Annotated in this window: 22 protein-coding genes and 1 pseudogene; 13 read left to right on the forward strand and 10 right to left on the reverse strand. The window is 72.0% G+C overall.

Features of this window, described 5'->3' with window-relative positions; genetic code table 11:
• Nucleotide 1 precedes the first annotated feature (1 nt).
• Nucleotides 2–1,348, reverse strand: a complete 1,347-nt coding sequence (locus ACFZ8E_RS11005; RefSeq protein ID WP_405042775.1) for a PQQ-dependent sugar dehydrogenase — start codon at nucleotides 1,346–1,348, stop codon at nucleotides 2–4.
• A gap of 230 nt (nucleotides 1,349–1,578) precedes the next feature.
• Between ACFZ8E_RS11005 and ACFZ8E_RS11010 the strand changes: the two genes are divergently transcribed.
• The 3 genes from ACFZ8E_RS11010 (at nucleotide 1,579) to ACFZ8E_RS11020 (ending at nucleotide 4,103) form a co-directional block, all read left to right on the forward strand.
• Nucleotides 1,579–2,553 carry a threo-3-hydroxy-L-aspartate ammonia-lyase gene (locus ACFZ8E_RS11010; RefSeq protein ID WP_405042776.1) on the forward strand — a complete coding sequence of 325 codons (975 nt, stop codon included), beginning with the start codon at nucleotides 1,579–1,581 and terminating at the stop codon, nucleotides 2,551–2,553.
• Between the two features lie 5 nt (nucleotides 2,554–2,558).
• Nucleotides 2,559–3,302, forward strand: coding sequence for a trypsin-like serine peptidase (locus ACFZ8E_RS11015; RefSeq protein WP_405042777.1), 744 nt, complete (start codon nucleotides 2,559–2,561; stop codon nucleotides 3,300–3,302).
• A 132-nt stretch (nucleotides 3,303–3,434) separates the two neighbouring features.
• Nucleotides 3,435–4,103 (forward strand): cell wall hydrolase, encoded by a 669-nt coding sequence (locus ACFZ8E_RS11020; protein ID WP_405042778.1) that lies wholly within the window; start codon nucleotides 3,435–3,437, stop codon nucleotides 4,101–4,103.
• A gap of 19 nt (nucleotides 4,104–4,122) precedes the next feature.
• Here ACFZ8E_RS11020 and ACFZ8E_RS11025 read toward each other — a convergent pair whose 3' ends face one another.
• Complete coding sequence (locus ACFZ8E_RS11025; protein ID WP_405042779.1) at nucleotides 4,123–4,332, reverse strand: hypothetical protein; 210 nt, start codon at nucleotides 4,330–4,332, stop codon at nucleotides 4,123–4,125.
• Nucleotides 4,333–4,479: 147 nt separating this feature from the next.
• Entirely contained in the window at nucleotides 4,480–4,989 is a 510-nt protein-coding gene (locus ACFZ8E_RS11030; protein ID WP_405042780.1) for a PRC-barrel domain-containing protein, read from the reverse strand.
• A 246-nt stretch (nucleotides 4,990–5,235) separates the two neighbouring features.
• Here ACFZ8E_RS11030 and lipA point away from each other — a divergent pair, with 246 nt between their 5' ends.
• Together lipA and ACFZ8E_RS11040 are read left to right on the forward strand one after the other, a co-directional pair.
• The gene (gene lipA / locus ACFZ8E_RS11035) at nucleotides 5,236–6,231 is read left to right on the forward strand and encodes a lipoyl synthase (RefSeq protein ID WP_147843150.1); all 996 of its coding nucleotides are present in this window, start codon (nucleotides 5,236–5,238) and stop codon (nucleotides 6,229–6,231) included.
• Nucleotides 6,232–6,237: 6 nt separating this feature from the next.
• Complete coding sequence (locus tag ACFZ8E_RS11040) at nucleotides 6,238–6,696, forward strand: type II toxin-antitoxin system RatA family toxin (RefSeq protein WP_405042781.1); 459 nt, start codon at nucleotides 6,238–6,240, stop codon at nucleotides 6,694–6,696.
• Between the two features lie 115 nt (nucleotides 6,697–6,811).
• Here the strand turns inward: ACFZ8E_RS11040 and ACFZ8E_RS11045 are convergent, their stop codons facing one another.
• From ACFZ8E_RS11045 to ACFZ8E_RS11055, 3 genes are all read right to left on the reverse strand, one after another.
• Nucleotides 6,812–8,017 (reverse strand): FAD-dependent oxidoreductase, encoded by a 1,206-nt coding sequence (locus ACFZ8E_RS11045; protein WP_405042782.1) that lies wholly within the window; start codon nucleotides 8,015–8,017, stop codon nucleotides 6,812–6,814.
• A gap of 69 nt (nucleotides 8,018–8,086) precedes the next feature.
• Entirely contained in the window at nucleotides 8,087–8,578 is a 492-nt protein-coding gene (locus ACFZ8E_RS11050) for a CinA family protein (RefSeq protein WP_405042783.1), read from the reverse strand.
• A 68-nt stretch (nucleotides 8,579–8,646) separates the two neighbouring features.
• Nucleotides 8,647–9,954 carry a bifunctional 2-C-methyl-D-erythritol 4-phosphate cytidylyltransferase/2-C-methyl-D-erythritol 2,4-cyclodiphosphate synthase gene (locus ACFZ8E_RS11055; RefSeq protein ID WP_244031954.1) on the reverse strand — a complete coding sequence of 436 codons (1,308 nt, stop codon included), beginning with the start codon at nucleotides 9,952–9,954 and terminating at the stop codon, nucleotides 8,647–8,649.
• A gap of 177 nt (nucleotides 9,955–10,131) precedes the next feature.
• Here ACFZ8E_RS11055 and dusB point away from each other — a divergent pair, with 177 nt between their 5' ends.
• Genes dusB through ntrC form a run of 3 tightly spaced genes read left to right on the forward strand, consistent with a single transcriptional unit; the run spans nucleotide 10,132 to nucleotide 13,789 of the window.
• Nucleotides 10,132–11,136: a tRNA dihydrouridine synthase DusB gene (gene dusB, locus ACFZ8E_RS11060; RefSeq protein WP_405042784.1), complete on the forward strand. Its 1,005-nt coding sequence runs from the start codon at nucleotides 10,132–10,134 to the stop codon at nucleotides 11,134–11,136.
• Between the two features lie 26 nt (nucleotides 11,137–11,162).
• Nucleotides 11,163–12,320 carry a nitrogen regulation protein NR(II) gene (locus ACFZ8E_RS11065; protein WP_243947781.1) on the forward strand — a complete coding sequence of 386 codons (1,158 nt, stop codon included), beginning with the start codon at nucleotides 11,163–11,165 and terminating at the stop codon, nucleotides 12,318–12,320.
• A 5-nt stretch (nucleotides 12,321–12,325) separates the two neighbouring features.
• Nucleotides 12,326–13,789: a nitrogen regulation protein NR(I) gene (gene ntrC, locus ACFZ8E_RS11070; protein ID WP_147728390.1), complete on the forward strand. Its 1,464-nt coding sequence runs from the start codon at nucleotides 12,326–12,328 to the stop codon at nucleotides 13,787–13,789.
• A 26-nt stretch (nucleotides 13,790–13,815) separates the two neighbouring features.
• On the opposite strand, the gene ACFZ8E_RS11075 is transcribed toward ntrC, so the two are convergent.
• Nucleotides 13,816–14,610 (reverse strand): flagellar hook basal-body protein, encoded by a 795-nt coding sequence (locus ACFZ8E_RS11075; protein ID WP_405042785.1) that lies wholly within the window; start codon nucleotides 14,608–14,610, stop codon nucleotides 13,816–13,818.
• 266 nt (nucleotides 14,611–14,876) lie between these two features.
• Here ACFZ8E_RS11075 and ACFZ8E_RS11080 point away from each other — a divergent pair.
• The 4 genes and pseudogenes from ACFZ8E_RS11080 to ACFZ8E_RS11095 all read left to right on the forward strand — a co-directional run.
• Nucleotides 14,877–15,335 (forward strand): annotated as a pseudogene (locus ACFZ8E_RS11080) (alpha-hydroxy-acid oxidizing protein); the annotation flags it as partial.
• Between the two features lie 213 nt (nucleotides 15,336–15,548).
• Nucleotides 15,549–17,306 carry an ArnT family glycosyltransferase gene (locus ACFZ8E_RS11085; protein WP_405044370.1) on the forward strand — a complete coding sequence of 586 codons (1,758 nt, stop codon included), beginning with the start codon at nucleotides 15,549–15,551 and terminating at the stop codon, nucleotides 17,304–17,306.
• Entirely contained in the window at nucleotides 17,303–18,034 is a 732-nt protein-coding gene (locus tag ACFZ8E_RS11090) for a glycosyltransferase family 2 protein (RefSeq protein WP_147858776.1), read from the forward strand. The genes ACFZ8E_RS11085 and ACFZ8E_RS11090 overlap by 4 nt, the downstream gene beginning before the upstream one ends.
• Nucleotides 18,035–18,039: 5 nt before the next feature.
• Nucleotides 18,040–18,375, forward strand: a complete 336-nt coding sequence (locus ACFZ8E_RS11095; RefSeq protein ID WP_147727719.1) for a lipid-A-disaccharide synthase N-terminal domain-containing protein — start codon at nucleotides 18,040–18,042, stop codon at nucleotides 18,373–18,375.
• Between the two features lie 85 nt (nucleotides 18,376–18,460).
• Here ACFZ8E_RS11095 and ACFZ8E_RS11100 read toward each other — a convergent pair whose 3' ends face one another.
• A complete protein-coding gene (locus tag ACFZ8E_RS11100) occupies nucleotides 18,461–18,595 on the reverse strand; it encodes a hypothetical protein (RefSeq protein ID WP_279593313.1) in 135 nt (44 codons plus the stop codon).
• Between the two features lie 222 nt (nucleotides 18,596–18,817).
• On the opposite strand from ACFZ8E_RS11100, the gene ACFZ8E_RS11105 reads away from it, so the two are divergent.
• Nucleotides 18,818–19,432 carry a pyridoxamine 5'-phosphate oxidase family protein gene (locus ACFZ8E_RS11105; RefSeq protein ID WP_147727720.1) on the forward strand — a complete coding sequence of 205 codons (615 nt, stop codon included), beginning with the start codon at nucleotides 18,818–18,820 and terminating at the stop codon, nucleotides 19,430–19,432.
• A gap of 7 nt (nucleotides 19,433–19,439) precedes the next feature.
• Here the strand turns inward: ACFZ8E_RS11105 and metC are convergent, their stop codons facing one another.
• A complete protein-coding gene (metC, locus tag ACFZ8E_RS11110; RefSeq protein WP_147727721.1) occupies nucleotides 19,440–20,627 on the reverse strand; it encodes a cystathionine beta-lyase in 1,188 nt (395 codons plus the stop codon).
• An 86-nt stretch (nucleotides 20,628–20,713) separates the two neighbouring features.
• Entirely contained in the window at nucleotides 20,714–20,887 is a 174-nt protein-coding gene (locus ACFZ8E_RS11115; protein WP_187273697.1) for an Rmf/CrpP family protein, read from the reverse strand.
• Nucleotides 20,888–20,969 lie beyond the last annotated feature (82 nt).

Raw genomic sequence — 20,969 nt, forward strand, 5'->3', positions numbered from 1 at the left:
CTCACTGCGAGGCGGCCGCCCCCGTCACCCGCCAGACCGCGTTGCCGACGTCGTCCGAGACGAGCAGCGCCCCGGTCTTGTCGAAGGCCACGTCCACGGGGCGCCCCTGCGCCTTCTCGTCGACGTCGAGGAAGCCGGCCAGCACGTCCACCGGCTTGCCCGCGGGCCGGCCGTCAGCGAACGGCACGTAGATCACCTTGTAGCCGCTCTTCGGACGCCGGTTCCACGAGCCGTGCTGGGCGACGAACAGGCCGCTGGTCCAGGCCGGGGGCAGGTGCGCGCCCCGCGAGAACGCGATGCCGAGCGAGGCCGTGTGGGGACCGAGGGCGTAGTCCGGCACGATCGCCTTGGCGACGAGGTCCGGGCGCTGCGGGGTGACGCGCTCGTCGACGTGCGGGCCGTAATAGCTGTAGGGCCAGCCGTAGAACCCGCCCTCCTTCACCGCGGTGACGTAGTCCGGCACGAGGTCGCTGCCGATCTCGTCGCGCTCGTTGACCGCGGCCCAGAGCGCGCCGGTCTCGGGCTCGAAGCCCAACCCGTTCGGGTTGCGCAGGCCGGTGGCGTATTCGCGGAAGGTCTTTGTCGCGATCGTGTATTCCCAGATCGCGGCGCGGCCCTTCTCGGCCTCGAGCCCGTTCTCGGCCACGTTGCTGTTCGAGCCGACGGTGATGAACAGCTTGGCGCCGTCGGGGCTCGCGACCACGTTCTTGGTCCAATGGTGGTTGTTCCCGGCCGGCAGGTCGACGACCTTCTCGGGCGTCGCGCCGTTCTCGGTCCCGCCGGCCTCGTAGGGCACCCGCACCAGCGCGTCGGCGTTGGCGACGTAGAGGTCGCTGCCGACCAGCGCCATGCCGAACGGCGAGGTCAGGCCCTTCAGATAGACCGTCTTCACCTCGGCGACGCCGTCCCCGTCGCCGTCGCGGAGCAGCACGATCCGGTCCGGGCTCTTCACGCCGGCGCCGGCCCGATCCATGATCTTGCCCGCGATCCAGGCCTTCACGCCGGGAAACGTGCCGTCGGAGGGCGGGGTGTTGCTCTCGGCGACGAGCACGTCGCCGTTCGGCAGGGTGTAGAGCCAGCGCGGATGGTCGAGCCCCTCGGCGAAGGCTGCGACCGAGAGGCCGGCGGCCGGCGCGGGCTTGGCGCCCTTCGCCCAGCCGGTGGCGGGCGCGATGTTGACGGTGGGCAGCGGCGTCGCGTTCGGGGCGGGCAGCGTCGGGCTCGCCCCCTGGCCGTCGGCGAGCGGGAGCGACGCGCTCTCGGGATAGACCGCGAAGCGCACGAAGGCCGCGCCGCCGAGGAGGACCACGGCCAGCGCCGCGAGCCCGAGTTTTGCCGATGTCCGCATGTCGTTCCGTGAATCCGTCGTTCGTCCGGCGGCCTGCCCCGCCGATCGGACGGGACCGGCCCTGCCGGATGATGATCTTGTCCGAGGATAAGAACCGAGCGGGCAATTGGCTCCGTTCGCACGCCGAGGGTGCCGGCGGCGCCCGGGGACGCGTATAGGACGGTGCGTGGGTCCCTCGCCGAAGGGTCGCGCTCCGGGCGCGAGCGGCGCGGGCGCCGAGCGAGCCCTCGATGACCGATGCGACCCCAGGCCAGCCGACCTTCGCCGACGTGGCGCGCGCCGCCGAGCGCATCGCCGGCGTGGCCCACCGCACCCCGGTGCTCACGTCGCGCACCGCCGACGAACGCGCCGGGGCGAGCCTGTTCTTCAAGGCGGAGAACCTGCAGCGCGCCGGCGCCTTCAAGTTCCGCGGCGCCTACAACGCGATCGCCGCGCTCGCCGACGACGCGCGGGCGCGCGGCGTCATCGCCTACTCCTCGGGCAACCACGCCCAGGCGATCGCCCTCGCGAGCCGGCTGCTGAACGTGCCGGCCACCATCGTGATGCCGCAGGACGCGCCGGCGATGAAGGTCGCGGCGACGCAAGGCTACGGCGCCGAGGTGGTGCGCTACGACCGCTACACCCAGGACCGCGTCGCCCTCGGCCGCGAACTCGCGGAGGCGCGCGGCCTCACCCTGATCCCGCCCTACGACCATCCGGACGTGATCGCCGGCCAGGGAACGCTCGCCCTCGAGCTGATCGCCGAGACCGGGCCGCTCGACATGCTCGTCGTCTGCCTCGGCGGCGGCGGCATGCTGTCGGGCTGCGCCCTCGTCGCCGCCGAGCGCTCGCCCGGCTGCGCCGTGATCGGCGTCGAGCCGGAGGCCGGCAACGACGGGCAACGCTCGCTCCGCGAGGGGCGGATCGTCACGATCCCGGTGCCGCGCACCATCGCCGACGGCGCGCAGACGACGTTCCTCGGATCGCTGACCTTCCCGATCATCCAGGAGCGGGTCGCCGACATCGTGACGGTGACGGACGCCGAGCTCGTCGCCACGATGCGCTTCTTCGCCGAGCGGATGAAGCTCGTGGTCGAGCCGACCGGCTGCCTCGCGGCGGCGGCGGTGATGCACGGCCGCCTCGACGTGCGGGGCAGGCGCGTCGGCGTGGTGATCAGCGGCGGCAACATCGACCTCGCATCGTTCGCCCGGCACGTCGCGGGCTGAGGAAGGTGCGCGCCCTGGTCCTCGTCGGCGCATGCCTGTGGGCCGGCGCGGCGCGTGCGGAGGACATGGCCTTCGATGCCGAGGCATGGCCCTACAGCGCGATCGGCAAGCTCAACGTGGTGCTCGGCACCAACCGCCTCCAATCCTGCACCGCGACCTTGATCGGTCCGCGGCTCGCGCTCACCGCCGCGCACTGCCTGTGGGACGAGCCGCGCAAGCGCTGGGTCAACCCGGGCGTCGTCCACTTCGTGGCCGGGTACCGCCAGGGCGCGTATCGCGCGCACAGCTTGGCCGCCGCCTACCGCAAGCCGGACGACTATGCCTTCGCCTACGGCACCGCGCGGCCGAACATGCAGGGCGACTGGGCCCTGATCGAGCTCGCCGACCCGATCCCCGGCACGCCGCTGACGCTGGAGGATCCCGGTGCCGAAGCCGACCCGGCCGCGATCCGCCGCGAGATCCGGCGGGCGGGCTACAGCCGGCTCAAGCCCCAGCTGATGACCGCGCAGGGCGGTTGCAGCGCGTGGCGGGACCCCGGCCCGGCGACCCTGCTGCTGCACGATTGCCGGGCGGTGCCCGGAGAATCGGGCTCGGCGCTGCTGCAGGTCGAGGCGGGCAGCCCCGTGGTGATCGGCGTGCTGGTGGCGGGCAGCCGGGAGGAGGGGCGGGCTCCGTCCGTCGCCGTGCCGACCGCCGCATTCCGCGAGACCGCAGCGGCGATGCTGAAAGCGCAGGCGACGACGCGCTGACGCAACCGTCGGTTCACCATGATGCCACAAAATCCGCACCTTTCGGGTCGAGCTTGGCCGGAACGCATCGCATCGGCGAGGCAATGGGCTGGGAGGCCGGGCGGCATGCAGGGTATCGGGACGAGATTGACGGTGCCGGCCCTGTCGGTCCTCCTGCTCGGACCAAGTCTCGGCGCCTGCAACACCAGCGCGAACACCGCTCTCAGCACCGGCTCGACGCGCGGCAAGCCGATGGTGGTGTCGGATACCGAGCGCGATTGCCTCGGCCGCGCGATGTACTTCGAATCGAACCGCAGCGATTCCGAAGGCCTGCTCGCGGTCGGGACCGTGGTGATGAACCGCCTGGAGAACGCCGCCTTCCCGAACGGCGGCATCTGCTCGGTGGTCGGCCAGCCGCGGCAGTTCGCGACCGGCGTGCTGACCAAGCCGATGGCCGAGAAGGACCTGCAGAAGGTCGCCGACGCCGCCGACGCAATCCTTGCCGGCGAGCGCCATCCCAAGGTCGGCCGGGCGATGTACTTCCACACCGCCGGCCGGAAATACCCGTACGACAACATGCACTACGTGGCGGTGGCCGGCGGCAACGCCTTCTACGAGAAGCGCAAGGCCGGGAGCCAGGCCCAGACCCCGCCGCCCGCCTCGACCGCGATGGCCTACGCTGAGGCGATCCCGCCGGCAGCGACCATCGCCCCGGCCGGCCCGGCGCAGACCGAGGTCGCGGCCGCGCAGACGGTGCTGGCCGAACCCGCCCGCGACATCTGCCAGGTGGCGGGCCTCGGCGCGCTTCCGGGCGGCGGCTGAGGCGGCTCAGCCCTCCCGCTCAGCCCTCCGGCTCTTCCCTGCCGCGCGCCCGACGCGCGGCCTGCGCCATCGCGATCAGCTCGCGGGCGGTGAGGCGGTGCGCCGTGGCCGTGCCGCGGTCGGCGGTGCCGACCGGCGGCATGCGGGCGCAGCCGCTGGTTCCAATCCGCAGGTCGCGCGAGCGCCGCGTCGCCCGCAACCGGATCGCCTTCCGCAAGGCCTCGACCATCACCGTTCCCACCGAAAATCCCGTGGACATCGCCATAGCCAAGCTTGACCGTAAGCGACATTCTTGAAGGCGGATTTCCCTGCCCTAGCGCGGCCGGGATCGGCGTGGCCGACGACGCATCGCCGCCTGCCACACGCTGATGCCGCGTCAGTTCTGCCGCTTGTACTTGCTGTACTTGAAGTCCGGCGCGGCCCCGAGCTGCTCCTTGCTCATGTCGAGCGTGGCGGCGTAGCGCTCGCCGCCCGGGGACAGGATCAGCGCGGCCGGCTGCACCGCGACGTAGCGCGTGCCGACGCCGAGGAACCCGCCGATGTCGAGCACCACGGCCGTCAGGGTGCGCCCGTCCTCCATCACGAGGTCGACCACCGTGCCGAGCGCGTTGCCGGCATTGTCCGAGACCTTGATCCCGATCACGTCGGTGGTGAGGAAGCCGGCGGGGCTGAGCTTGTTGCGGCCCTCGGCATCCGCCTTCGATCCGGCGCGCTTGATCCCGACATCGGACGGGCTGCCACCCGCGCTGGTGCCCGGGCCGGTGCCCTGCACCACCATGCCGTCGCTCTGCGCCGGCTTGTCCTCCGGGCCGACGCCGGCGAGCGCCGGGAACACGAGCGCGAGCATCACGGGTGCGGCGAGCGCGCGGCGCAGGATCCGGGTCAAGCGATCTTCCTTCCGGTGAGGGCCGTGCGGCGGCCGTTGACCCCAAGGAACCGGATCCGTCACGCCGGGTTCCGGGCGGGCGTTGCGGCGGATCGCGCGGGCCCGCCGGCCATGACGAATCCGCGCACCCTGTCTCGGGATCGTGGGCGACCTGCGGTCGCGCCGGTTTGCGGCGCGGGGCCGGACGTCTTAAGTCGCAGGTGCTCCCCGATACCCGCACCGCGGGTGCCTCGCACGCGGTGTGTCATGGCGACCGTCCTCGATCTCCTGAAGAACGATCCGCGGCCACCGCTTCCGGCCCGCATCCGCCACCCGGAGAAGGCGCACCGGCCGGACCAGCCGGTGCAGCTGCGCAAGCCCGACTGGATCCGCGTGAAGGCGCCGGGCTCCCCGGCCTGGGCCGAGACCCGGGCGATCGTGCGCGAGCACGGCCTCGTCACGGTCTGCGAGGAGGCCGGGTGCCCAAACATCGGCGAGTGCTGGGAGAAGCGCCACGCCACCTTCATGATCATGGGCGACACCTGCACGCGGGCCTGCGCCTTCTGCAACGTGCGCACCGGCCTGCCCAACGCCCTGGATCAGCACGAGCCCGACAAGATCGCGGACTCGGTGGCCAAGCTCGGCCTGCACCACGTCGTCATCACCTCCGTGGACCGCGACGACCTCGCCGACGGCGGTGCCGAGCATTTCGCCCGCACCATCGCGGCGATCCGGCGGCTCAGCCCCGGCACCACCATCGAGATCCTGACGCCGGACTTCTTGCGCAAGGACGGCGCGCTCGAGGCGGTCGTGGCCGCCAAGCCCGACGTGTTCAACCACAACCTCGAGACGGTGCCCGGCAACTACCTCACGGTCCGCCCCGGCGCCCGCTACTTCCACTCGGTGCGCCTGCTGCAGCGGGTCAAGGAGCTCGACCCCACGATCTTCACCAAGTCCGGCATCATGGTCGGCCTCGGCGAGGAGCGGAACGAGGTCGTGCAGCTGATGGACGACCTGCGCTCGGCCGACGTCGACTTCCTCACCATCGGCCAGTACCTGCAGCCGACCAAGAAGCACCACGAGGTCGTCCGCTTCGTGCCGCCGGACGAGTTCAAGGCGTTCGAGACCACCGCCTACGCCAAGGGCTTCCTGCTGGTCTCGGCGACGCCGCTGACCCGCTCGTCTCACCACGCCGGCGAGGATTTCTCGCGGCTCCAGGCCGCCCGCAACGCGCGGCTCGCCCCCGACACCCTCTCAGCCTGAGTCGTCATGCCATCCTTCCGGATCACCCGCTGGGTGCGTCACTCGCCCCAGCAGATGTACGACCTCGTCGCCGACGTGGAGCACTATCCCGAGTTCCTGCCGCTGTGCGAATCGCTGCGCGTGCTGCGCCGCCAGCCCGGCACCGGGGAGGGGACCGAGGTGCTCGTGGCCGAGATGGGCGTCGGCTACAAGGCGCTCCGCGAGCGCTTCACCACCCGGGTCGGCCTCGACCGCCCGAACCTCAAGATCACGGCCGAGTACATCGACGGCCCGTTCCGGCATCTCGAGAACCGCTGGGCGTTCAAGCCCGGCCGCGACGGCGGCTGCGACGTCGACTTCTTCATCACCTACGAGTTCAAGAGCTTCGCCCTCGGCCTGCTGATGGGCAAGATGTTCGATCGCGCCTTCCGCAAGTTCACCGACGCGTTCGAAAGCCGGGCGGACCGGGTCTACGGCAGGGCCTGAGGCCGGCCGCGCCGGCGATATCCGGTTGGGCATACCCGAGAGAAGGCCTGCTCGGCCGTCGGGCTGCGGAGCCGGGCGCGACCGCAGACGAAGAGGACGCCCTGGATCGTGCGCCTCACCGCGGATGCTCCGGGCGGAAGCCGAGGCCGACGATCCGGGCCGGGATGCGCTGAAGCCACGGCAGGCGGTCGAGCAGCCGGAGCGCGAGCGGCGGGCTGAGGCGCGCGTCCCCGTGGTCGAGCACCGGGGCGATGATCCGATCCTGGATCAGGCGCTGGACCCGTTGCGTCAGCCGCGTCGGAAGGCTTCGGCGGGCCTGGACCCGCGCGAGGTCGGCCTCGGCGAGGCGTCCGGCCCGCAACGGCCCGGCGAGCAGGTTGGCGGCGGCGACCGCATCCTGGATCGCGAGGTTGATGCCGACGCCGCCGACCGGCGACATCGCATGCGCCGCGTCGCCGATGCAGAGCAACCCCGGACGGTACCAGCGCTCCAGCCGGTCCACGGTCACCGTCAGCGTCCTCACCGCGTCGAAGGTCCCGATCTCGCCGGTGCGGTCGGCCAGGAACGGCGCGAGGTCGGCGATGCCGGCGCGGAACGCCACGAGTCCGCGCGTGCGGATCGCCTCGTCGCCGCCCTTCGGCACGATTGCGGCGCATTGCCAGTAATCGCCGCGATCGATCGTGATCAGGATGCGGCCCGCCCCGAAGCGACCGGCCGCGGCCTCCGGGTCTCCGGGGCGGCGCGACAGGCGGAACCACAGCACGTCGATCGGCGCCGCGAAGTCGCGCGGCACGAAGCCGGCCCGACGTCGCATCGCGGAATGCCGGCCGTCGGCGCACAGGACGAGGTCGGCGGCGATCGCGATCGCACCGTCGGGGCCGGCGGCACGAACCCCGGCGATCCGGCCATCCGTCTCGATCAGCGACTGCCCCTCGGTCGCCATCAGCAGCCGGAAGCCGGGCAGCTTCCTCGCCTCGCGGCCGAGGAAGTCGAGGAAATCCCATTGCGGCATCAGCGCGATGAAGCGGTTCCGCGTCGCGAGCCGGCGGAAATCGGCGACGCGGAACGTCCGGCCGCCCATCACCGCCGATAACGTCTCGACCCGGCGCTGCGGTAGGGCGCGGAAGGCGTCGCCGAGGCCGAGATCGTCCATCACGGCCAGGGTCGAGGGATGGATGGTGTCGCCGCGGAAATCGCGCAGGAAGTCGTTGTGCTTCTCGAGCACCACGACCGAGACGCCCGCGCGGGCGAACAGCAGGCCCGCCATCATCCCCGCCGGTCCACCGCCGACGATGCAGATTTGTGCCGACAGGCTGTCCATGGAACCGCGCCTCCGGTTCGGCGGCGTTCGCCGCAGGACCGCTCCGATCAGGAGAACCGAGCGCCCCGATCAGGAAACGAGCGCCGCCTCCAACAGGTCCAACGCATCGACCACGGCGCGACGTCGGATCTCGGCACGGCCGAGATCGCCGTAGCGCCGCTCCAGGTGGCGGACGCCGCCGCCGGTCGCCAGACCGAAATGCACGAGGCCGACGGGCTTGCCCGGGCTGCCGCCGCCGGGGCCGGCGATCCCCGTGATCGCCACCGCCACGTCGGCCCGCGACGCCGCCAGCGCGCCGCCCGCCATCGCGCGGGCGACCGCCTCGCTGACCGCGCCGTGCGCGCCGATGAGTGCGGCGGGCACCCCGATCGCTTCGGACTTGGCCTCGTTCGAGTAGGTGACGAAGCCGCGCTCGACGACCGCAGACGAGCCGGGCACCGCCGTCAGCAACCCGGCGACGAGCCCTCCGGTGCAGGATTCGGCCGTCGCGATCCGGGTGCCGGCCTCGGCGTAGGCCCCGACCAGGGCGGTGGCGCGGGCGAGGAGGGCGTCGTCGAACATCGCGCGAATCCCTTTTTCGTTCGAAGCGGCCTTCGGATGATTGCAGCGGATGCGCGTCTGCCCAACCGTCAGCCCTGGCGCATGGCCGTCTCGGCCTGGGCGTCCACCGGGCTCGTCTCCACCTCCTCCGGCAGGCGGATGGTCGCGGCGGCCTGGGCCGCGAGGCCTTCCGCGCGGCCGACGAAGCCGAGCTTCTCCGTGGTCGTCGCCTTGATCGACACCGCGGTCAGCGGCACGGCGCAGATCTCGGCGATGCGGGCGCGGATCGTCTCGCGGTGGGCGCCGATGCGGGGCGCTTCCGCCAGCACCGTGATGTCGAGATGGTCGATGCGGCCGCCGCGGTCGCGCACCAGCTTGCAGGCATGGGCCAGGAACCGGTCCGACGACGCCCCGCGCCACTGCTCGTCTGAGGGCGGGAAATGGGTGCCGATGTCGCCGTCGGCGATGGCGCCGAGCAGCGCGTCGGTGAGGGCATGCAGCGCGACGTCGCCGTCGGAATGGGCGAGCACCCCGCGGTCGGCCGGGATCTTCACCCCGCCGAGCCAGACATGGTCGCCGTCGGTGAAAGCGTGCACGTCGAATCCGGTGCCGAGGCGGGTCACGTAGGTCGTCATGGCGATGTCCTTCGCACTGTCCTTCGCCGTCTCCTCGCCCGAGCCGGAAAAGGCCCGGTCGGCCTCGATCAGGTCGGAGGGTTGGGTGATCTTGCGGTTCTTCGGATCGCCGGCGAACACCACCACGGCGAGGCCGGCCCATTCGGCGAGGGCGCCGTCGTCGGTGAAGCCGTGCAGGCCCTCGGCGGCGGCGGCGCGGTGCGCGTCGCGCAAGGTCCCGAAGACGAAGGCCTGCGGCGTCTGCACCGCGCGCAGGTGCTCGCGGGCCGGCGTCTCGCGCACGCGGCCGATGCCGCCCTGCTCGTCCACGAGCTTGATCGTGTCGGCGACGGCCACGCCCGGCACCGCCGCGCCGTGGTCGCGCCCGGCGGCGACGGCGCGGGCGATCAGCCCGGCATCGACGAAGGGCCGGGCCGCGTCGTGGACGAGGACCACGTCCGGCGCGCCCGCCGCCGCGAGCGCTTCGAGCCCGGCTCGGACCGAGTCCTGGCGCGTCGCCCCGCCCTCGACCGGCGGCAGCAGCTTGTCGGCGATGGCGGGCGCGAGTTCGGTGCGGCAGGTGTCGTAGAACGCGGCCGCGTCGGCGGCGATCACCACCTGGATCCGGCCGATCACGGGGTCGCGGCCGAGGGCGTCGAGGGTGCGGGTGAGGACCGCCTGCCCGCCGACGCGACGGTACTGCTTGGGCATCCCGCCGCCGATGCGGATGCCGCGACCGGCCGCCACGACGACGGCGGCGACGCTCGATCCGGGTTCGGACATGCCTGGGGGTTTCCGTCGTGCCGGGGCCGAGACCGCCTGCCATGCGGCCGGTTCGGGTCCTCAAAAATCTGCCTGTCGTTTATGCGGGGGATGGAGCGAAATCAAATCGCGCGGTTCCCCGCCCAACCCTCGCCCGGGGGCTTGCGCCGCGCTGGTTTTGTCTATTTGTTGTGCAGAATGATGGCTGATCATTATTTGAGCGTCCTGCGAGGGGAGCGCTCGGTCGATCCGGTGGTGCTGCTGGCGCCGCTGTCGGGCGTCACCGACCTGCACATGCGCCGCATCGCGCAGGGTGCCGGCGCGAGCGCGGTGGTGTCGGAGATGGTGGCGGCGGCCGAGTTCGCGCGCGGTTCGGAGGAGGCGCGGCTCAGGGCGGAAGGGTCGGGCATCGCGCCGCACATCGTCCAGCTCGCCGGCTGCGCCCCCGAGCCGATGGCCGAGGCCGCCCGGATCGCCGCCGCGAACGGCGCCGACGTGATCGACGTCAACATGGGCTGCCCGGCCAAGATCGTCACCGGCATCGCCTCGGGCTCCGCGCTGATGCGCGACCTCGACCATGCGGCCCGCCTCCTCGGCGCCGTGCGCGAGGCGGTGTCGATCCCGGTGACGGTGAAGATGCGCCTCGGCTGGGACCACCACGGCCTGAACGCCGCGGAGCTCGCCCGCCGGGCCCAGGCACTGGGGCTGAACGCGGTCACCGTCCACGGCCGCACCCGGCAGCAATTCTACAAGGGCAGCGCCGACTGGGCCGCGATCCGGCCGGTCGTCGCGGCGGTGTCGATCCCCGTCATCGCCAACGGCGACGTGACGGACCTTTCCAGCGCCCGGGCGTGCCTGGCGGCCTCGGGTGCTGCCGGCATCATGGTCGGCCGCGCGGCGGTCGGGCGGCCCTGGCTCGTCGGCGCCCTCGCCGCGGGGCTGGCCGGGCGCCCGGTGCCGACGCTGTCGCGGTCGGCCCGGGCGGGGCTGGCGGCGGCGCATTATGCCGGGCTGATCGCGCTTTACGGCGCAGCGATGGGCGTGCGTCATGCCCGCAAGCATCTGGCGGCCTATGCCGACGCGGCGGGCGGCCTCGATGCGGCCGAGCGCACGCGGCTCCTGACCACCACCGACCCGGAGGTGGCGGACCGGCTCCTGCGCGCCGCCTTCGAGGCCGCCCCGGCGATCGCGGAGGCCGCATGAGCGACGGGGAACCCAGGGACGAGGCGATGCCGATCGGTCTCGACCCCGCCGCCAAGGAGCCCGCGGCGAAACCCCGCGGCATGCCGAGCGCCGAGGCGGTGATCAACGCCCTGCCGTTGCCGGTGCTGACCATCGACGCGGACGACCGCATCATGCACTGCAACCACGCGGCCGAGACGTTCTTCGACTATTCCGCCCGGCTGATGCAGCGGCGCCGGCTTCGCGACATCATCCCCTTCGCCTCGCCGATCATCGCGCTGGTGGCGGAGGTGCGCCGGCGCGGGTCCAGCGTCAGCGAGTACCGGGTCGAGCTGACACAGCCGCGCTCGGGCGCGGAGCGCAGCGTCGACGTGTTCGCCACCGCGCTCGGCGACGACGGCGAGGCGGTGGTGCTGATGCTCCAGGAGCGCACCATCGCCGACAAGATGAACCGCCAGCTGACGCATCGCGGCGCGGCGCGCTCGATGGTGGCGCTCGGCGCGATGCTCGCCCACGAGATCAAGAACCCGCTCGCCGGCATCCGCGGCGCGGCCCAGCTGCTCGAGCAGTCGGGGCCGGAAGAGGACCGGGTGCTGACCAGCCTGATCTGCGAGGAGACCGACCGGATCGTGCGGATCGTCGAGCGGATGGAGCTGTTCGGCGACGAGCGCCCGGTCGAGCGCGGCCCGGTCAACGTGCACGGCGTGCTCGATCAGGTGAAGCGCTCGGCGCAATCCGGGTTCGGGCGCCACATCCGCTTCGTCGAGACCTACGATCCGTCGCTGCCGCCGGTGCTCGGCAACCGCGATCAGCTCGTGCAGGTGATCCTGAACCTGGTGAAGAACGCGGCGGAAGCGATCGGCGCCGACGCGGTCGACGGCGAGATCACCCTGTCGACCGCCTTCCGCACCGGCCTGCGGCTTCAGGTCCCGGGCTCGCGCGAGCGCGTCAGCCTGCCGATCGAGGTGGCGGTGCGCGACAACGGCCCGGGCATCTCGGCCGAGCTACTGCCGGATCTGTTCGACCCGTTCGTGACGACGAAGGCGCAAGGCTCCGGCCTCGGTCTTGCATTGGTCGCGAAGATCGTCGGCGATCATGGCGGCATCGTCGAGTGCGATCCCGCGCCCCGCCGCACCGCCTTCCGAATCCTCCTGCCCATGTCGAGCGCCCGCGACGGGCGCGAAGCGGTCGCGGAGCCCGAGTAAGAGTCATGCCCAACGGCCACATCATCGTCGCGGACGACGACGCCGCCATCCGCACCGTCCTGAACCAGGCGCTGTCGCGGGCCGGCTACGAGGTCCGCTCCACCGGCAACTGCGCGACCCTGTGGCGCTGGGTGGCGCAAGGGGAGGGCGACCTCGTCATCACCGACGTGGTGATGCCCGACGAGAACGTGTTCGACCTGCTGCCGCGCATCAAGCGGGTGCGGCCGGAGCTGCCGGTCATCGTCATGAGCGCGCAGAACACCTTCATGACCGCGATCCGCGCCTCCGAGCGCGGCGCCTACGAGTACCTGCCCAAGCCCTTCGACCTAAAGGAGCTGATCGCCATCGTCGGCCGGGCGCTGTCGCGCCCGCGCGGCACGGCCGCCGCCGCCGCGCCGCCCGACAACGAGGACATCCCGCTGGTCGGGCGCTCGCCGGCGATGCAGGAGATCTACCGGGCGCTCGCCCGGCTGATGCCGACCGACCTGACCGTGATGATCACCGGCGAGTCCGGCACCGGCAAGGAGCTGGTGGCCCGCGCGCTCCACGATTACGGCCGCCGGCGCACCGGCCCGTTCGTGCCCGTCAACATGGCCGCGATCCCGCGCGACCTGATCGAATCGGAGCTGTTCGGCCACGAGAAGGGGGCCTTCACCGGGGCGCTGCAGCGCTCGGCCGGCCGCTTCGAGCAGGCGGAGGGCGGCACGCTGTTCCTCGACGAGATCGGCGACATGCCGATGGAGGCGCAGACCCGGCTGCTGCGCGTGCTGCAGCAGGGCGAGTACACCACCGTCGGCGGCCGGGTGCCGATCAAGACCAACGTCCGCATCATCGCGGCGACCAACAAGGACCTGCGGATCTCGATCCAGCAGGGCATCTTCCGCGAGGACCTGTTCTTCCGCCTGAACGTCGTGCCGCTGCGGCTGCCGGCCCTGCGCGAGCGGTCCGAGGACGTGCCCGACCTCGTCCGCCACTTCTTCATCCAGGTCGAGCGCGAGGGCCTCACGCGAAAAATGCTCGACGGCGAGGCGATGGAGCGCCTGAAGCGCTACCGCTGGCCCGGCAACGTCCGCGAGCTGGAAAACCTCGTCCGGCGGCTCGCCGCCCTCTACCCGCAGGAGACCATCACCGGCCCGGTGATCGAGGCGGAGCTCGACACGCTGCCGCTCAGCCCCCCGGCCTCGGCCGGGAACGGCACCGCGCGCAAGGCCGGCGCCGACAACGAGACCTTGTCCGGCGCGGTCGAGCGCCACCTCTCGGACTACTTCTCCGGATACCGCGACACGCTGCCCCCGCCCGGCCTGTATCACCGGATCCTGCGCGAGATCGAAGGCCCGCTGATCGGCGCGGCGCTCGCCGCCACCCGCGGCAACCAGATCCGCGCGGCGGAGCTTCTGGGCGTCAACCGCAACACCCTGCGCAAGAAGGTGCGCGACCTCGACCTGCAGGTGTTCCGAACGGCGCGCTAGGCGGACGGGTAGCGGCGCGCGCCGCGTCAGACGTACATCGCGATGGCCGATTGCAGCATCTCGTTGACGGTGCTGATCACCTTCGTGTTGGAGGAATAGGCCTGCTGCGTCTCGATCATCTTGGAGAACTGGTCCGAGATGCTCGCATTCGACTGCTCGACCGAGCCGCCGGTCACGGTCGCGCCGTTCAGGCCGAAGCTCGGCGCACCGGTGCTCGCGGTCGCGACGAAGGCGCCGCCATAGAGCGAGGCGAGCGTGTCCCGCGCGCCGAACTGGGCCAGGGCCAGGGTGCCGAGCGCCTGGGTGCTGCCGTCCGACAGGGTGCCGGTGAGGGCGCCGGCGGGCGAGACCGACAGGCTGGAGAGCGCGCTCGTGGCGGTGGTCGGCACCTGGACCGGCGCGCCCGTCGAGGCCCCGGCGAACAGGTAGTACCCGGCCCCGTTGACGAGGTACCCGCTGGCATCCGGCGCGAAGTCGCCGCGCCGGGTGTAGGCCAGCGCCGAGCCGAAGCTCGGCGCCGACGCGGTCCCGAGATTCTGCCGGACCACGAAGTAGCCGTCGCCGCCGATCGCGAGGTTCGTCGCGATGCCGGTCGACGCCACCGTGCCCTGGAGCCCCAGGTTCGACCGCGTATTGATCGCGACGCCGCCGGCGGGCTGCGTCCCGGCCTCGGTCTGCGCCAGCATGTCGGCGAAGCTCGTATCCGTGCTCTTGAAGCCAGCCGTGGTGCTGTTGGCGATGTTCCCCGAGATGTTGTTCAGCGCGAAGGATTGGGCCGAGGTCCCGGTGATGGCGTTCGAGAGCGCATCCATCAGGCTCATCGCGGATCTCCATCAAGAACGGCCCGGTGCAACCGGGCCCGACCAGAACGTCGGCCGACCATTCCCCGGCCACCCTGATTTGAGGATTTCATCGTTAATACGCGGTGTGTAACGATTTATGTCTTGAGCTGGCATGATCTCGCCCTGGAAGCGAAGCTCGACATCTTGGAAACATTTGGAAACGACTGAACTAGCGGCGCTCGGACACCCGCACCTGCACCGACTGCCATACGCCCGGCTTCAAGAACGAGGTCAGCCGCAAGCCGATGTTCGACGGGATCGACGTCGACCGGGTGACCAACCTCTACGGCACCGGCATGACCTGGGACTACGTGCGGCGCCTGCGCGGCCTCGTGAAGGGCAAGCTCGTGCTCCAGGGCATCGTCACGAGGGAGGACGCGAAGAGCGCGCTCGACCACGGCGTCGATGCGCTGATCATGTCGAACCACGGCGGCCGGGCCGAGGCGAGCCTGCAAGCCATGATCGGCGTGCCGCCGGAGATCGTGACGGCGGTGAACGGCCGCGTGCCCGTGCTGATCGACGGCGGCTTCCGCCGCGGCACCGACGTGCTCAAGGCCCTGGCGCTCGGCGCCACCGCCGTGTGCATCGGCCGCCCCTCCGTCTGGGGGCTGGCCGCCCTCGGCGAGCCCGGGGTCGCCGCCGTGCTCGCCATCATGCAGCGCGAGTTCGAGACGATCATGCGCCAGGTCGTCGCCACCACGACCGCCGGGATCGGCGCCGCGGCGTCGACCGGGCCTGACACGCGCCGCGCCGCCGGCCCCGTCCCTCGGGCGGCGGGGCCGGCATTTGACAATCCCGGCCGCATCATCGACACCGCCGGCCGTCTGGGCATCGACCGAACGACGAGGCCGGTTGCCGGTTCCGGAGCCGCGCATGACCGCCTTCTCGGCCCCCTCCTTCCGTTCCGCACCGCGCTCATGATCCCCAGCCAAGCCGCGCGGCGACCCGTCCCGGCCACGCGGCCCGTCCCGGCCACCGGGCCCGGCTTCGCGTTCGGCGACTTCCTCCTGAACACCGTGTCGGCGAGCCACGCGCGGGCCTGCGCCTGGCTGGTGGCGCTCTGCCTCGTCTGCTTCCTGCCCGGCCAGATCTCGCTCCAGCCGATGGACCGGGACGAGCCGCGATTCGCCCAGGCCTCGAAGCAGATGCTCGAGACCGGCGACGGCGTCGACATCCGCTTCCAGGGCGAGGCCCGGCACAAGAAGCCGGTGGGCATCTACTGGGCCCAGGCCGCGGCGGTGGCGGCCGGCGAGGCGCTCGGGGTGCCCCAGGCGCGAACCGAGATCGCGCTCTACCGCATCCCCTCGCTCGTCGGCGCGACCGCCGCCGTGCTGCTGGCCTACTGGGCGGCGCTCGCCTTCCTGCCGCGGCGCGGCGCCTTCCTCGCGGCCGCCCTGTTCGGCGCCTGCCTGATGCTCGCGGCGGAGGCGCATCTCGCCAAGACCGACGCGCTGCTGACCGCGTGCGCGATCGCGTCGCTCGGCGCGCTCGCCCGCGCCTGGCTCGGGCGATCCGGCCCCGGCCCCTCGACCGCGGGCCGGCTCGCGTTCTGGCTCGGCCTGGCGATCGGCATCCTGGTGAAGGGGCCGATGGTGCCGCTCGTCGTCGGCCTGCCGATGCTGGCCCTGTCGTGGAAGGCGCGCTCCGGCCGCTGGATCTTGGCGCTGCGGCCGTGGTCCGGCCTCGCGATCGTCGTCGCGGTCGTCGCCCCGTGGTTCCTGGCGATCGCCTGGCGCAGCGGCAGCGCCTTCTTCACCGAGGCGGTCGGCCACGACATGCTGGCCAAGGTCGGCAGCGCCAAGGAGAAGCACTGGGCGCCGCCCGGCACCTACGCGCTGGTGTTCTTCGCGACCTTCTGGCCCGGTGCCGCCTTCGCGGCTCTGGCGATCCCGTTCGCGTGGCGCCGTCGCCGGGACGATGCGGTCGCGTTCCTGGTCGCGTCGATCGTGCCGGCGTGGCTGATGTTCGAGGCCGTGCCGACCAAGCTGCCGCACTACGTCCTGCCGCTGATGCCGATGGTGGCGATCCTCACCGTGCTGGCGCTCCGGGCCGGCGCCCTCGATCCGACGCGGCGCGGCGCGCGGGCGATGGCGCTGCTGGTCCCGGCGATCCCGATCGGGCTGACGATCGGCCTCGCCGTGGTCGCGTGGCGCCTGGACCGGGTGCTGCCCGTGCTGTCGCTGCCGCTGCTCGGGGCCGCCTGCGCGCTCGCGCTGGCCGCCTGGATGGCCTATGCGCGGAACGGCGCCGAGCGGGCGATGGTGTTCGCGATCCTCTCCGCCTGCGTGCTCTCGCCCGCGGTGCTCGGGCTGGCGCAGACCGAGATCCCGGCGCTGAAGGTCTCGAACCGGCTCGCCGCGATCCGCGACGCGCTGCCGTGCCGGCCGCAGGTCGCGAGCCTCGGCTACCGCGAGCCGAGCCTGGTGTTCCTGATCGGCACCGAGCTCGCCACCCCGAACACCGGCGCCGACGCGCTGGCCTTCCTCCATGCGGGCGGCTGCCGCCTCGTCTTCGTCGAGCAGCGCTCGGCCGCCGATTTCGCCGATGCCTGGCCCGTCGGCGGCGTCGGCCCGAAGGCGGTGGGGCAGGTGTCGGGCTTCAACATCAACGCCGGCCGCCGGGTCGACCTCACCGCCTACGCGGTGACGCCCACGGCTCAGACGGTGACCCCATGAACGCGACGTCTCCCCGCCTCAGCATCGTGGTGCCGGTGAAGAACGAGGCCGGCAACATCGCGGGGCTCGTCGCCGAGATCGAAGCCGCCTGCGGGGCGCTGGCGCCCTTCGAGGTGATCTACGTCGACGACGGCTCCACCGATGCGACGCCGGCCGCGCTCGACGCCGCACGTCAGGGCCGGCCCTGGCTGCGGGTGCTGCGCCACGCCCGCAGCGGCGGGCAGTCGGCGGCGGTGCGCAGCGGGGTCGCGGCGGCCGCCGGCCCGATCGTCGCGACGCTCGACGGCGACGGCCAGAACGACCCGGCCTTCATCCCCGTCCTGGTGGCGGCGCTGGAGCAGGCGGGCGAGGGGACGGGCCTCGCCCAGGGGCAGCGCAAGGGCCGCAAGGACGGGCGCTTCAAGATGATCCAGTCCCGCATCGCCAACGGCGTGCGCGGGCGGATCCTCAACGATTCCACCCGCGACACCGGCTGCGGCCTCAAGGTCTTCCGCCGCGCGGTCTACCTGCGCCTGCCGTACTTCGACGCCCTCCATCGCTTCATGCCGGCGCTCGTGGTGCGCGAGGGCTTCGCGATCGTGCACCGCGACGTGGTCGACCGCCCGCGCTTCACCGGCGTCTCGAACTACGGGCTGTTCGACCGCCTCTGGGTCGGCCTGCTCGACTTGGCCGGCGTGTGGTGGCTGATCCGCCGCAAGCGTCCGACGCCCGCCGTCACCGAGGTCTAATTCCGATGCTGATCCAGTTGGCGCGAGACCTGCCGGACTACTTCTACGACGTGTTCGTGACGCGGTTCGACTTCTGGCTGGTCTTCGGCATCGTCGCGCAGCTGGTCTTCGGCTCGCGCTTCATCCTGCAATGGATCGCCAGCGAGCGGGCGGGCCGGAGCGTGATCCCGCTGTCGTTCTGGTTCCTGTCGATCGCCGGCGGAATCATGACCCTGGTCTACGGCTTCGTGCGCCGCGAGCCGGTGATCATCATCGGCCAGGGCCTCTCGACCGGGATCTACCTGCGCAACCTCGCCCTAATCTTCCGCAACCGGCGCGGAACCGAAACCAAGGCGGGCTGAACCGGCATTCCCGCGCCCGAGCCGACCGGCCCGAGGCCGGTGCCGGACCGAGCCCTGCCGCGTCGCAGCCGGGTCCGCTCGGGGATCAGCGCCGCAGCGAAGACGGCCGCGGCAGCTGCCAAAGGTCGTCGTGGGACTCGGAGAACCGGGCGAGATGCCGATCGGCGTAGAGGCAGAGGAAACCGAGGGCGCAGGGCAGCCCGAACAGCAGAACCATCATCCACGGCATAGCGTCGACGTCTCATCTGAGAGCGGAAGCCGCGCGGCTCTCGTCGACGCGGTGCACAATGGGTAATGCATGTTAGGAACGCGTCAAGGCATCCTAGGACACGACGCCTAGTTTTGGCACCACAGCGTTAAGCGCGCGACACCGTGATGCCGCGCTTGATCCCCCGTCGCGCCCGTGCTCGTCTCGCCCCACCCACGCGCCGTTCGGAGCCCGATGCCACAGGACGATGCCCGCCACCCGCTCCCGCCGTTCCACGACGACCTCGACGCGGCCTTCGCCGAAGCGTGGCGGCTGCTGGCGGACGGGGTCGCGCAGGGACGGAGCGCGTTCCACGCTCCGAGCTTCGCGACGCTGGACCAGGCGGGCCGCCCGCGCAGCCGCACGGTGGTGCTGCGGGAGGCCGATGCCGCGACCGGCACTCTACGCTTCCACTGCGACCGCCGCTCGGACAAGGCGGCCGAGGTCGCGGCCAACCCGGCCTGTGCGCTCCACGCCTACGACCGCGCGGCGAAGATTCAGATCCGGATCGAGGGCAGCGCGGGTCTCCACGTCGACGATGCCGTGGCGGACGCGGCCTGGGACGGCTCGCGGGCGATGAGCCGGGTCTGCTACGGCATCGCGCCCGCGCCCGGCACCGCGCTCGATGCCGGCGGCGGCTACGCGGTGCCCGACGAGGCGGCGGCGCTGACCGTCGGCCGCCCGAACTTCGCCGCCGTCCTCGTCCGCGCCGACGCCCTCGACTTCCTCTACCTCGACCGTCGCGGCCATCGCCGCGCCGGCTGGCGCCGCGACGGGGAAGGGTGGCGGGGCGAATGGCGGGTGCCGTGAGGGCGCCTCAGGCCGCCGCCCGCAACCGCGCGAACCCGGCGTCGAGATCGGCCTTCAGGTCCGCGACGTCCTCGAGCCCGATGTGGAAGCGCAGGGCGGGACCGCCGGGGGCCCACTGCGTCGCCGTGCGGTAGGGCCTGCAGTCGAAGGGAATGACGAGGCTTTCGAAGCCGCCCCAGGAGAAGCCCATCCCGAACAGCTCCAGGCCGTCGAGCATCGCGGCGAGGGCGGTCTCCGAGACGGGCTCGAGGACCACGCCGAACAGGCCCGATGCGCCGGAGAAGTCGCGCTTCCAGATCGCGTGGCCGGGATCCTCGGGCAGGCCGGGATGGAGGACGCGCAGCACCTCCGGCCGCTCCTGCAGCCAGCGCGCCATCTCGAGGCCGGCGCGGCCGTGCTCGCGCAACCGCAGGTTCATGGTGCGCAGGCCGCGGAGCGCCAGGAACAGGTCCTCGGGGCCGGCGCAGGGGGCGATCTGGTCGAAGGTCCGCCGCACCGCCGGGAAATGCGCGGCGTTGGCCGAGGTCAGGCCGAGGAGCAGGTCGGATCCGCCGCTGAGATACTTGGTCCCGGCCTCGACGGCGATGTCGACGCCGCGCGCGTGCGGCGGGAACAGCAGCGGCGTCGCCCAGGTGTTGTCCATGATCACGGTGCCGCCGCGGGCGTGGACCGCGTCGGCGATCGCCGGCACGTCCTGCATCTCGAAGCTCTGCGAGCCCGGCGCCTCGACCAGCACGGCCTTGGTGTTGTCACGCATCAACCCGGCGATGCCGGCGCCGACCAGCGGGTCGTAATAGGTCGTCTCGACGCCGAAGCGGGCGAGCAGCCCGTCGCAGAAGATCCGGGTCGGGCGGTAGGCGGAATCGGTGACGAGCAGGTGGTCGCCGGCCGAGACCGAGGCCATCAGCGCGACGGTGAGCGCGCACAGGCCCGAGGGCGTCGCCACCGTGCCGGCAGCGCCCGCCACCTCGCTCCAGGCATCGGTCAGCGCGTCCATCGTCGGCGTGCCGCTGGTGCCGTAATTGTAGCGGCCGCGCCGGTGCACGATGTCGTCGTAGGTCGGGTACAGCACGGTGGAGCCGCGATAGATCGGCGTGTTGACGAACCCGTGCTGCGCCGACGGATCGCGCCCCGCATGGACGAGGCGCGTCGCGACCCCGAACGACTCGGCGGTCTTGGACGAAGGCTTGGACATGGGCGCTTTGGCTCTCGGGCTGCGATCGGACGACGAAGCCCGGCAACCCGGCGGAGGTCAAGCGTGCGCCCGGGCCGCCCTTTCGGTCAGCCGGCGTCCGTGACGGTGGCCTCCTCGTAGGCCTGCAGCCAGGCGGTGCGCTCCTCCGAGCCCTCCGCGTAGGGGCAATCGTCGATCGGCTTGCCGTAGAGGCGGGCGTTGCGGCCCTGGATGAACGGGCTGTCGCTGGCGGTGGCCTGGGCGTTCGCTTCGGGTTTCATGGGATCTCCCTGTGAGGTGTCCCTTCGTTAACGGCCTTGGGCCATCCTCGGCTCCGTCGTCGTTCGCGTTGCCGGAACCCGT

The sequence above is a fragment of the Methylobacterium sp. HMF5984 genome, from assembly GCF_045033435.1.
Taxonomy (GTDB): Bacteria; Pseudomonadota; Alphaproteobacteria; order Rhizobiales; family Beijerinckiaceae; genus Methylobacterium.

Bases quoted from the DNA above. Each gene is read 5' to 3' on its own strand.
- ACFZ8E_RS11085 (WP_405044370.1), top strand. From the start codon at position 15,549: ATGATCCCCAGCCAAGCCGCGCGGCGACCCGTCCCGGCCACGCGGCCC.
- ACFZ8E_RS11090 (WP_147858776.1), top strand. From the start codon at position 17,303: ATGAACGCGACGTCTCCCCGCCTCAGCATCGTGGTGCCGGTGAAGAAC.
- ntrC (WP_147728390.1), top strand. From the start codon at position 12,326: ATGCCCAACGGCCACATCATCGTCGCGGACGACGACGCCGCCATCCGC.
- ACFZ8E_RS11100 (WP_279593313.1), bottom strand. From the start codon at position 18,595: ATGATGGTTCTGCTGTTCGGGCTGCCCTGCGCCCTCGGTTTCCTCTGC.
- metC (WP_147727721.1), bottom strand. From the start codon at position 20,627: ATGTCCAAGCCTTCGTCCAAGACCGCCGAGTCGTTCGGGGTCGCGACG.
- ACFZ8E_RS11115 (WP_187273697.1), bottom strand. From the start codon at position 20,887: ATGAAACCCGAAGCGAACGCCCAGGCCACCGCCAGCGACAGCCCGTTC.
- ACFZ8E_RS11065 (WP_243947781.1), top strand. From the start codon at position 11,163: ATGCCGATCGGTCTCGACCCCGCCGCCAAGGAGCCCGCGGCGAAACCC.
- ACFZ8E_RS11050 (WP_405042783.1), bottom strand. From the start codon at position 8,578: ATGTTCGACGACGCCCTCCTCGCCCGCGCCACCGCCCTGGTCGGGGCC.
- ACFZ8E_RS11045 (WP_405042782.1), bottom strand. From the start codon at position 8,017: ATGGACAGCCTGTCGGCACAAATCTGCATCGTCGGCGGTGGACCGGCG.
- ACFZ8E_RS11075 (WP_405042785.1), bottom strand. From the start codon at position 14,610: ATGAGCCTGATGGATGCGCTCTCGAACGCCATCACCGGGACCTCGGCC.
- ACFZ8E_RS11040 (WP_405042781.1), top strand. From the start codon at position 6,238: ATGCCATCCTTCCGGATCACCCGCTGGGTGCGTCACTCGCCCCAGCAG.
- ACFZ8E_RS11005 (WP_405042775.1), bottom strand. From the start codon at position 1,348: ATGCGGACATCGGCAAAACTCGGGCTCGCGGCGCTGGCCGTGGTCCTC.
- ACFZ8E_RS11105 (WP_147727720.1), top strand. From the start codon at position 18,818: ATGCCACAGGACGATGCCCGCCACCCGCTCCCGCCGTTCCACGACGAC.
- ACFZ8E_RS11025 (WP_405042779.1), bottom strand. From the start codon at position 4,332: ATGGTCGAGGCCTTGCGGAAGGCGATCCGGTTGCGGGCGACGCGGCGC.
- dusB (WP_405042784.1), top strand. From the start codon at position 10,132: ATGATGGCTGATCATTATTTGAGCGTCCTGCGAGGGGAGCGCTCGGTC.
- ACFZ8E_RS11010 (WP_405042776.1), top strand. From the start codon at position 1,579: ATGACCGATGCGACCCCAGGCCAGCCGACCTTCGCCGACGTGGCGCGC.
- ACFZ8E_RS11095 (WP_147727719.1), top strand. From the start codon at position 18,040: ATGCTGATCCAGTTGGCGCGAGACCTGCCGGACTACTTCTACGACGTG.
- ACFZ8E_RS11055 (WP_244031954.1), bottom strand. From the start codon at position 9,954: ATGTCCGAACCCGGATCGAGCGTCGCCGCCGTCGTCGTGGCGGCCGGT.
- lipA (WP_147843150.1), top strand. From the start codon at position 5,236: ATGGCGACCGTCCTCGATCTCCTGAAGAACGATCCGCGGCCACCGCTT.